Source organism: Planctomycetaceae bacterium (assembly GCA_039680605.1).
Taxonomy (GTDB): Bacteria; Planctomycetota; Phycisphaerae; order SM23-33; family SM23-33; genus JAJFUU01.
The window spans coordinates 183,865-193,764 of record JBDKTA010000025.1 but is presented as its reverse complement, the minus strand read 5'-3'; the positions used below and the strand labels follow the sequence as shown (position 1 = coordinate 193,764).

The following is a 9,900-nucleotide window of genomic DNA, read 5'->3' as shown; positions in this document are numbered from 1 at the left end:
CTGCATCATGCCCAATCACTGGCACCTGGTGCTCTGGCCGCGCGAGGATGGCGATCTCTCGGCCTTCATTCGCTGGCTGACGCTCACGCACACGCAGCGCGTGCATGCCCGACACGGCACGGCCGGGAGCGGGCACATCTACCAGGGGCGGTTCAAGAGTTTCCTGATCGAGCAGACGCGGCCGCCGGCGGCGCTGCGGGCGATGGGCGTGCTGGAAGGCGGCGACGCCGTGCTGTCGGTGCTGCGGTACGTGGAACGAAACGCCCTCAAGGCCGGCCTGGCGACGCGGGCCGAGGCCTGGCCCTGGTGCAGCGCCCACGCGCGGCTGGGGGCGAAGGAGGCCATCGTGCCGCTGACGGCGCCGCCGGGCGGCCTGCCGGAAGACTGGATCGAGTGGGTAAACCGCCCGCACACGGACAAGGAACTGGCGGCCCTGCAGCGGTCCGTCGAGCGGGGCGTGCCCTTCGGCCGCGAGCCGTGGGTAAAGCGGATGGCCGCGGAGTGGGGCCTGGAAAGCACCCTCCGCCCCCGCGGCCGACCACGAAAGGCAGAACAAGGCATAGAAAAAGGTAGATCACGGCTGAGGCTGCGGTAGACCATGGAGCGGATCAGCGCCGCCGGTGGGAGCAATCGGTTGCGCCAGGCGTAGCCCAGGCGGCGGCAGAGGGCATGGACGTCCTTGTCGGGTAGCACGGTCTCAACGGCGGCCAGTTGAACAGAATGTCGGAAATGCTGGTGCGGATCGCGAGGGGTGACGATAGCATACATTGCAGGCCTCCTTGCCTACGAGTAATGGACTGTTACCACCCATCTCATCGACAAGGCAGGCCTTTATTTATTGTGCCATTGGGCCCTCGAAAAAGCTTAACTTAGGGCCATTGGTACCTGACCCCTTTTATCCTCTGACCCCTTTTATCCTATAGTGATCGCGATGGTCGGTCCGGACAATGCGGCACATTAGTCAGCGAGAGGTGTGCAAGATGCGTGTGTGCAGAACGGGCGCGAGGCTGGCGGCTCTCATTGGAGCACTGTCCATTTTGTCACTGGGAGCCTCCGGCGAAGAGTCCGCCAGCGCGAAGCCCAACCCCAAGCCGATGATCGGGGCGTACTACTTTGATGGATGGTCCGGCAAGAGCGAACACGCCGGGAATCCGAAAGAGCCTTGGGCGAAAAATGCGCCTACCCACCTGAGCCGCCGAATGGTCGAGGAGTTCCCGCAGCGCGAGCCGGTGTGGGGCTGGCGGAACGATTCGATGGAGGTCATGGAGCGCCAGATCACTCTGGCCGCGGATCACGGTCTGGGGTTCTTCTCGTTCTGCTGGTACTGGCATGACAACGCTCTGGCGATCAACAAGAAGGCGATCAAGGAAGACCCCAAGCACACGAGCCTTGATCTGTTCGTGAAAGCCAGGAATAACCACCGGATGAAATTCTGTCTGCTGGTGGCCAATCATCCAGGCTACGAGATCAAGGCAGCGGAGAACTGGAAGGCGGCGGTCGAGGCATGGATGCCTTACTTGAAGCACAAGCAGTACCTGACCGTTGGCGGTAGGCCGCTGGTCATTCTGTTCGAGCCTGCCGGAGTCGACCAGGAGGCTCTGGCCGTCATGCAGGACACGGCCCGCAAGGCGGGGCTTGCGGGGCTGGCCATCGCCGGCTGCGGCGGCGGATCGTCGGATATCGGCTTTACCCACCGCACCCACTACAACGTGGCTCCCGGCGGGGCCTCTGGATCGGTGGCGCACAAATATTCGGAACTGGTGGCGGCAAACCAGGCGCAGTGGAAGGGCAGGGCGGAGCAGCCATACATCCCGATCGTGACGGCCGGCTGGGACAAGCGGCCGTGGGAAGGACCGACGGGGCTATACAACCAGCCGGCGGGTTGGTATTACCCGGACCGCACGCCGGAGCAGTTTGCGGACTTCCTTCGCGGAGCCATTCGTTGGATGGACAAGCATCCGGAGCAGACGACGGCGGAGCGCCTCGTTCTGATCTATGCCTGGAACGAGTTCGGCGAAGGGGGCTATGTCGCCCCAACCAAGGGCGATGCGGAGGGCAAGTATCTCATAGCGCTGCAGTCCGTGGTCGCGCCTTTGGTCAAGGCCGCCGCCACAAGCGCGGCGATCGCGCCTCCTGGCGATTATTCCTTCTCCCTCTGGCTCAACGGCTGGCCGAAGGTGCAGGCCGACTTTGCGTGGATGCGGTCGCCAAAGGGCTCGCCGTTTGTGTATCCGCGGTGGGAGGACTGGCCCAGGAACCGCTCCGACTTAAAGCTGCCTTGGCATTTCACGCCGCCAACGGCGCGCTCGGTCTTTGCGGTGGCGACCAGCCGGTACGAGTTCACAGTGGATCCGTCCGACTTCGGCAAGGCCGGCTTCGCGCGCGTGAGCAAGCCCGCGCACGGCTACGCCGAGGCGGCGCGGGAAGACACGGCTGATCTGCATCGCCTGCCGGCCGCGGATGTGATTGTCGAGTTGCAGATGGGTGGCAGGACGTTTCGCGCCGCCGGCACCAGCGGGGCGGCCCGCATGTGGGAGTCCGGGCGATTCGTACAGCGATACGACTTTCCGGACCTGGAACTCGAGGGCGTCGCCGGAGAACGGCTGCTCTGCGATGCGACGCTGGAACTGGTGGCCTGGCCGGACTCGCTGACGCTGACAGCCAGGCTCGCGCCGCATAAGAAGGACGGCAAGTCCGCACGTGCGGCAAGTGCCCCTGCCGACAAGAACGCCAAGCCGGCGCCGCAGTGGGGCCACGCCAAGCTCCGCGTGGGGATCCGGGGCGAGGGCATCGACTGCATTGCGGAACAGGCGATGAACGGCCAGTGGAAGGCCGGAGAGGAAAAGTCCGTCACAGCCACGTTCCGTGCCGGGCCCCGGGCGGCGGCAGGCGAACTCTCGCTGGCGGTATCCTCAGGGACCGACCAGAAGTTCCCCGCGAAGTTCGAGCCCAGCAAAGACTGTTTCGTCGCCTTCGTCCCCAAGCTCAAGCGAGCTTTCCGTGGCAGCTACGCCGACATCCGTGAATATGACGAGTTCCGCCTCGCCATCGACAACCGCGGCACGGCCAGGGCAGACGTGCCGTTCCTCCTGGAATGCCACGACGTCGCCAGTCCCACCGGTCTGGTGCCCATGCTCTGCGACGCGGCCGGCCGCCCGACGGGCATCCCCGTTCAGCTCAGCAAGAATTGGCACCAGGGCACGTACCTGATGGCCTACGCCATGCTGCCCGCGCCTCCAGGCCGGACAGAATACATCCTCCGCCTCGTTTACGGGTTCTACGGCAACGTGCCCTCCGCCAGCCACGCGCAGCTCAGCCTCATCGGCTGGGGAGGCTACGGCCGATGGGATCAGCTCGCCATCGGCTGCTGGGGCGAGACCTTCTGCCTCGACATGGACATGACCAACCTCCGCACGGTCATCGCCGACGTTCGCACGCTGATGGTCCGCCGCGGCCGCGACGGAAAGAAGTGGGGCTGGAGCGACGCGCAGTGGGGCGGCGATTGGCTGGGGCTGGCAGATGCGGCCGGCAAGAGGCTGGCCTTTGGCGACCTCAAGACCGCGTACGTCGCGCACGGCCCGTGCCTGTCGGATGTGCGATATGCCGGCCAGTACGGACCTGGCCGTGACGTGGCTTTTCAGGCGCAGGTTCACACGCTGCGGACCGATGACTACGCCCGGACCTTCCACAACCTCAAGTACACCTTCGGCCGCGAGGCGAAGGTCGAGGGCTCGTGGCTGTTCAGGATGGGAGGCGGCGTGGTGGGCTACACGACGCCGACGATCGCTTACGGCAACGAGAAGGGGCTGATCGCCGAGCACAAGCCGCCGGCAACGCTCAAGCCGCGCGACGTGATCGCCGACCGCGTCACACTGGGCGGCAAGGGACCCTGGTGGGTCGCCTTCCCCGACGCCAACGTCTCCCCGAGCGGCTTGCCCACCGGCGCGCGGGCGCTGATCATCCGCTCGTACAAGGCCACGTTTGGCGGCAAGGAGCACGCAGCTCCCACCATCACGCTGCTGGTGAACCGGGCGACGGCCGAAGGGCTGAATATCGACCTGATCCTTGTGCCGCCCAAAGATGTCGCAACCTTCCGCACCGGCGATACCGTCGAGATGGCCGTCGAGTGGATCACCCTGCCGAGGGTTGAGGAAGACTATTACGGCCCAAACGAATCGTTCCGCAAGCACCTGGCCGCCAGCGGGACATCCTGGAAGACGACCTACCGCGAAGCCGCCGGCAACGATCTGGCCGTCACCGCCCGCGGGGGGAAGGTCCTGCACCGCTACCCGGTCATCATCCATGCGGATGGGCCGACGGTTGAAGTGAGCATCAAGGGCGGCGTCGGCTACGTGCCGATCCGCTTCGAAGGCATCAAGTCCATCGACGGCATTGGCCTCTATGAGGTCGTCGGCGGCAAAGAGCTCAAGCTCGACCAAATCGTGCATGGCGACGACTTCTGGCAGACGGACTACGACGCCGCCACGAAGACCTACAGCCTGACGTATAATCTGCCGCTGGACAACAAACCGCAGTCGACGTGGAGGCTCCATTAAAATGCACGCGCGATCGTTAGCGGCTGAGCTTGCTCCGCGCGTTTGCCGCGGATCGTCCGGTCGCTGCTGACCTGGTGTCTTCCGCAGAATCGGGGAAACAACCGCGTCGAACAAGCTCGACCGCTAACAAACCAAGATGCGCACTCCATCAAGTGGCGCGCCTACGTAGATAACACCGCGCCATCAGCTCTTGCCGTTGGCGACGGTCGCTTTCACTTTCGCCAGGACGGGCGTGTGGCCGTAGCGGATGATGGCCGCTCGGACGACCGTCAGGCAGTCGCGGAAGCCGTCGGTATGGCCGCGGACTTCGTAGTCATACCCCGGCACCGCGAAGGGCGGCTGAAGGTCCTTCTGCGGCGAGGCGCCTTTAGCGATCTCCTTCATGCACAGCGTCCATCCGCGCCGATGTGAATTGGAGTACCCGTTCCAGACATCCTCGTCGCTGAGCCGGTCGGGCAGGCCCGCGCTGTCGCGGAACACCCCGCCGCGCGGCAGATCCGCCGGAACGGAGGTGTGATACTCCAGCGCCTCGCCCACTTCGTCGTTCTTCACCAACCGCCCGTTCTTGAAGGTCATCATGTTGTTGTTGCCGCTGCAACCGACGCTCGAACCGATCATCAGCAGCAAGACAGCATACGCGGATATCCGGCCTGCCCGTTTCATCAGACGATGCTCCTTAGAAGAGTTAGTTGTGCCCCGTGGTCTCGACAGATGGACCTGGTCCCGGCAGAGGGATTATATGCAGGCGAAGTCCGCTCTACCGGCTGAACAATTCGCCCAGCATGTCCAGAGAGGCTTGAACGAGTTGGCGGCCGCCTTCGGGGCCGACGTGGCAGACAGCGGGGATGGCGCCATATCCGCCGGCTCGGACAGCCCGCTCGGTGGGCAGATACATCTCGCCGCCTCCGGCCAACTGCACCACCGCGGTTTGCCCGGCGGGGCTGCGGGCCTTGATTTGAAAGGCGTAGTCCAGGTACAGCTCGAAGGGATTGCTGACGATCGCCGTCCGGGCGATCCGCAGGGCGTGGAGCTCGACCGAACGCGGCGGCCAGGGCAACCCCCGGTCGAAGGCTTCGACGGTCTTGCGCTGGCGGCTGGGCCACCACGACGAGAGGTCCTGGTTTTCCTGGCGGCAGTGCTGGTAGGCCGCGGCGGCCCAATCGCGATGTTCTCGGCTGATGGGGAAGCTTGTCAGCTCAACGCGGCGGGTCAGGCGGGCGAAGGGCGCGTCGGCGGCCTCGGGCGTGCAGGCGAGGGCGCGGTCGACCGCGTCGGCCACCCGAAGGGCGATCTCCTGCCTCTGTGAGACGCCCCGGCGGCGGAGCATCTGTTCCTCCTGGGGTTCGCCCAGCAGCAAATGCGGCGATTGGTCGCCGCCGGCCCCGCACAGACCCAGCACCGTCACCGCCCCCAGGCGGCGTCGAAGCTCCAGGCGGATGTCGTGCCAGAAGTCGGCGGAGTAGACGCTCAATTGCTCGTCCACCTGCGACGGGCACGGGAGGGTCAACACGACGGCCGCCAGTGGGCCTTGAGGCTCCCGCACAAACAGCATGTCCAGGCCGTGGTCTTCGCAGCCCTCCAGGCCGACGAAGTCCGGGCGGTTGGTCGGGCCGTACATGACGGCAGAGCCGTCGGCGTAGACCGCCCGGCGGTTGTGCCCGACCACCGCGTGCCCGAACGCCGACGCGACGCATCGCGGCCGGCGCGACTGCCAGGCCTCGACAGCCGCCTCGGCGGCGCGATCGACCAGCAACTCCAGGCACTCCGCAGCGGTCATCACGTCGCCGCCGCCGTGGGCGTAGTGCCCTTGCTCGAAGACCAGCGACGTGTGCGTATGCGTGGCGGCCATCAGCACCGCCTCGGGCGGCACCTGCGGCAACTGGCGCCCCAGGCGGCAGCGCACAGCCGCGATGAGTTCAGCGGTGACCATCACCAGATCGCAGGCGATGACGATCGCGCAGGCGCCATCGCCTTCGATGGCCATCGCCGTGAGCGTCAGCGGGTCCATCGCCGCGTGGGCGACGCGCACGTGCATCTGCCCCCACAGCATCGCCGGGCGGCTGGGCGTAAAGTCTCTGACAGCCGTTCCTATCGTCAGCATGGTGGGGCGTCCGCCCGAGCGCCGCGGGCCTGGAGTTCCATGTAATATTCGGGCAGGGGCGGGCAGTCCGGCCGCGCCGGGCGCATCTGCTCGCGGATGATCTGAAAGCCCAGTCGGGTATACAGCGCCACGGCGCGGACGTTCTCTTTCTGCACCGTCAGGGTCATGATTGCCGGTCCGTGGCGGCCGGCGACTTCGAGCAGCCGCGTCATGATCGCCCGCCCTGCGCCGCTGTTCTGGCACCGGCGACTGAGGCAGATGCCGAACAGGCTTTTCGCCGCGTCGGGCCCTTCCCAGCGATACCACGCCTCGCCGTCGATCGTCCCGTCGCCGCCGTCGAGCACCAGCGCCACCTCAAACTCGTTGTCAGCCGCCGCGGCCCGAAGGCGCGCGTTCTCGGGCGTCGTCCCCGAGGGACCGATGTAGTAGCGGTTATCCTCCACCGGGATTGACGCGTAGAACTCGGCTATCGCCGAGCCGTCGCCGCCGGCCAGCAGCCGTATCGTCATCTCGCGCCCGTCGCGCAAGGTCACCCGCACAGGCGCCGCCAAGTCCCGGTCGGCAACGTTCATTCGACCTCTCCCATAAACCGCACGCCGGAAACCGCGCCGGCGAATGTCGCCGCTGATCACATCTTCGCGAGCATGGCGGCTGAACAACGGCCGCCATGGCACCCGGCCCACAACTCAGCACTCACCACTCACCACTCACCACTACTACAGATGCGGGCCGCCCAGGCCCAGGCGGAACTGGGGGTAGGGGAGCTTACCGTCGGCGTTGATCGGCAGGGTGTAGCGGCGGGTGACCTGGTCGCCGGCGATGTCGGTGGGGCTCTGCATCGTCACGGGGCGCGTGGTGTACATCAGCCAGTCCATCAGCTCGCGCTGGAGCTGCTGCACGATGTGCTGATACGCCGGGTCGAAGTACAGATTCTTCATCTCCCACGGATCGTTCTTGAGGTCGTACAGCTCGCCGAAGGCGAACGTGCGGTCGGTCGACAGACCCTCCAGCGCCCGCGCATCGGGGGCGTTGTTCTCCGGATGCAGAACCTGCATCTTCGTGTCTGCGAAATATCCGTGCGGATAGTACACCAACCGCCACTGCCCTTTGCGGACGGACTTGCTCAGCGGATACTCCGTCACGCCCAGGCGCTCGGGGTCGCCGGCCTCCCCGGCGAGCATCGCCGAGATGTCGCGCCCGTCGGCGGTCTGCAGCGGCGCCACGCCGGCCAGGCTGCACAGCGTGGGGACGATGTCCACTGTCTCGACCACGTCCTTGGCCAGGTGGGCGGCCTTGAGATGGCCCGGCCACTGCCAGATCATCGGTACGCGCGTCACCGCGTCGGTGCAGATGCCGGGCACCTTCTCGTTGGGTCCGTGCTCGCAGCCGTAGTCGCCGTGGTCGGCGCAGTAGACGACGATGGTGTTCTCGGCCAGACCGCTTTCGTCCAGGAACGCCAGCACGTCGCCGACGCACTGGTCGATCTGCGAGACGTTGCCCAGGTATCCCTGGAGCTTGTTCCAGCGGTCGCCGTCGTAGTCGGCGGACTTGTCGCGAACCCAGTTGGTCACGCTCTGCATCAGCGGGCTCTTGCCCGCCGCGGCCAGGTCGTAGTTGGCATTGGGCGGCAGGGTGAGCTTCGAGCGGTCGTAGAGGTCCCAGAAGCGTTTGGCGGGCGTGTAGGGCCCGTGCGGCTTGGGCGGCCAGAAGGCCATGAAGAACGGTTTGTCCCCGGCGGCGGCTCGTTTGATGATGTCGATGGTCTTTCGCGAGCCCCAGCCCTCCTCGCTGTCTTCGTATTCAATTACCGAGGGGGCATTGTCGGCGTCGGGCTTGAAGTCGGCGGTGATATCCACGCCGCGGCCCTTGAGGTACGTCAGGAACTCCTTGCTGCGCCCGCCGATGGCGCAATCGGTGGTGTCGTGGAACTCGTCGCAGTCGTCCTCGATCCAGTACTCCGGTCCGTGGCTCTTGCCGACGAAGGCCGTGTGGTAGCCGCTCTTGCGGAAGTGCCCCAGCACGGTGGGCAGCCCCGCCGGTCGCGGGCCCAGCAGGGCGTAATAGCCGTGGTTGTGGCAGTACTGCCCGGAGAGCTGGCAGACGCGGCTGGGCGTGCAAATGGTGTTCTGCGCGACGGCGGCGTCGAATCTCACGCCGCGGGCGGCCATCCGGTCGAGGTTGGGCGTCAGCACGTGCGGGTGGCCGGCCGCCCCGAGGTACTTGGCGTTGTGCTGGTCGGAGAGGATGAAAAGGATGTTTGGTTTGGTATTCACGCAGCGCTCCTGGGAGGGAGAAAACACAAACGACAAAACACAAATCCCAAACAAGCCTCAAAAAGCCAAGAGAAAAATGAAAATAGTGCAGCGCCTCTTGGGCCGCTTGCGGCTTGGCAGTTGGTCGGTGGGCAAGAAACTGCCAAGCCGCAAGCGGCGCGTGCCGAGGGAAAAGAAAAGCCCCCAGGTTTTTGCCCAGGGGCTTCTTTGCTTCTTGTAGTTTATCTTTTTGTTTGAAGCTTGTTGTTTGTGGTTTGTCGTTTCCCGCCGAAGGCGGGCTCTATTTCTTGAACTCCACCAGCTCCATCATCACCTGCATTTCGCCCATGGCGTCGGATTCGGTCTTGACCATGCCGCCGGGCACGTCGCGGCAGATGTAGGCGATGCTCTTGATCGTCTTGCCTTCCATGGCCATTTCCGTCTCGTACACTTCGCAGTTGAGCTTCTGTCCGGCGACCTCGAGGGTCTGGTTGTCCTTCTTGGTGACCTTGACGTTGGCGGGCTTATCGGCCGTCATCGGGTCGGTCTTGTAGAATCGCGGTTCGACGCGCTCCTGGGCCGGCATCGTCCCCTCGGGAACATTGGGCATGGTCGTCGTCGTGCGGATGGTCACGGTCGCCTCGTCGGCCTTGATCACCTCATGCGTGCTGGTCATCCCGCCCATCATCTTGTACTTGACCATCGTGCCGACTTTGGCGGTGGCCCACATGCCGGGGAACTTCTTGTCGTCCTGCCCGCGGGCTACCGTCGACAGCAGAGAAGCAACACACGCGGCCGCAACCATCAATCGCATGCTCATGGGATTCTTCCTTTAAAGACGTCGCCGGCGAACGCCGCCGGATCGTGGACTGTTCCGGGCCATGTTAGCCACGCCGCCCGATAAAAGCAGCGCACAAAAAGAAGAATCGGCAAAGTTGCCGCGCCTCGGGGCCTGGGGCGGGGTTACATTTCATGCCTGTTCTCATGGCTA

At 65.2% G+C, this 9,900-nt stretch carries 8 protein-coding genes; 3 read left to right on the top strand and 5 right to left on the bottom strand.

Annotated features, from left to right (window positions below; genetic code table 11):
- Nucleotides 1-595 (top strand): transposase (locus ABFD92_08475; protein MEN6504558.1); only part of this gene is annotated, 595 nt, incomplete at its 5' end.
- A 442-nt stretch (nucleotides 596-1,037) separates the two neighbouring features.
- Entirely contained in the window at nucleotides 1,038-4,556 is a 3,519-nt protein-coding gene (locus tag ABFD92_08470) for a glycoside hydrolase family 99-like domain-containing protein (protein MEN6504557.1), read from the top strand.
- 183 nt (nucleotides 4,557-4,739) lie between these two features.
- On the opposite strand, the gene ABFD92_08465 is transcribed toward ABFD92_08470, so the two are convergent.
- From ABFD92_08465 to ABFD92_08450, 4 genes are all read right to left on the bottom strand, one after another.
- Nucleotides 4,740-5,219, bottom strand: coding sequence for a hypothetical protein (locus ABFD92_08465; protein MEN6504556.1), 480 nt, complete (start codon nucleotides 5,217-5,219; stop codon nucleotides 4,740-4,742).
- Nucleotides 5,220-5,313: 94 nt separating this feature from the next.
- Nucleotides 5,314-6,657 carry a hypothetical protein gene (locus ABFD92_08460; protein ID MEN6504555.1) on the bottom strand — a complete coding sequence of 448 codons (1,344 nt, stop codon included), beginning with the start codon at nucleotides 6,655-6,657 and terminating at the stop codon, nucleotides 5,314-5,316.
- Entirely contained in the window at nucleotides 6,651-7,229 is a 579-nt protein-coding gene (locus tag ABFD92_08455; GenBank protein MEN6504554.1) for a GNAT family N-acetyltransferase, read from the bottom strand. The genes ABFD92_08460 and ABFD92_08455 overlap by 7 nt, the downstream gene beginning before the upstream one ends.
- 144 nt (nucleotides 7,230-7,373) lie before the next feature.
- Nucleotides 7,374-8,930 carry a sulfatase-like hydrolase/transferase gene (locus tag ABFD92_08450; protein MEN6504553.1) on the bottom strand — a complete coding sequence of 519 codons (1,557 nt, stop codon included), beginning with the start codon at nucleotides 8,928-8,930 and terminating at the stop codon, nucleotides 7,374-7,376.
- Between ABFD92_08450 and ABFD92_08445 the strand changes: the two genes are divergently transcribed.
- Complete coding sequence (locus ABFD92_08445; GenBank protein MEN6504552.1) at nucleotides 8,911-9,150, top strand: hypothetical protein; 240 nt, start codon at nucleotides 8,911-8,913, stop codon at nucleotides 9,148-9,150. The two genes, ABFD92_08450 and ABFD92_08445, sit on opposite strands and share 20 nt — an antisense overlap.
- Before the next feature lie 60 nt (nucleotides 9,151-9,210).
- On the opposite strand, the gene ABFD92_08440 is transcribed toward ABFD92_08445, so the two are convergent.
- Nucleotides 9,211-9,729: a hypothetical protein gene (locus tag ABFD92_08440; protein ID MEN6504551.1), complete on the bottom strand. Its 519-nt coding sequence runs from the start codon at nucleotides 9,727-9,729 to the stop codon at nucleotides 9,211-9,213.
- Between the last annotated feature and the right edge of the window lie 171 nt (nucleotides 9,730-9,900).

Coding starts and splice junctions, on each gene's coding strand:
- ABFD92_08460 (MEN6504555.1), bottom strand. CDS start 6,657: ATGCTGACGATAGGAACGGCTGTCAGAGACTTTACGCCCAGCCGCCCG.
- ABFD92_08445 (MEN6504552.1), top strand. CDS start 8,911: ATGTTTGGTTTGGTATTCACGCAGCGCTCCTGGGAGGGAGAAAACACA.
- ABFD92_08440 (MEN6504551.1), bottom strand. CDS start 9,729: ATGAGCATGCGATTGATGGTTGCGGCCGCGTGTGTTGCTTCTCTGCTG.
- ABFD92_08465 (MEN6504556.1), bottom strand. CDS start 5,219: ATGAAACGGGCAGGCCGGATATCCGCGTATGCTGTCTTGCTGCTGATG.
- ABFD92_08455 (MEN6504554.1), bottom strand. CDS start 7,229: ATGAACGTTGCCGACCGGGACTTGGCGGCGCCTGTGCGGGTGACCTTG.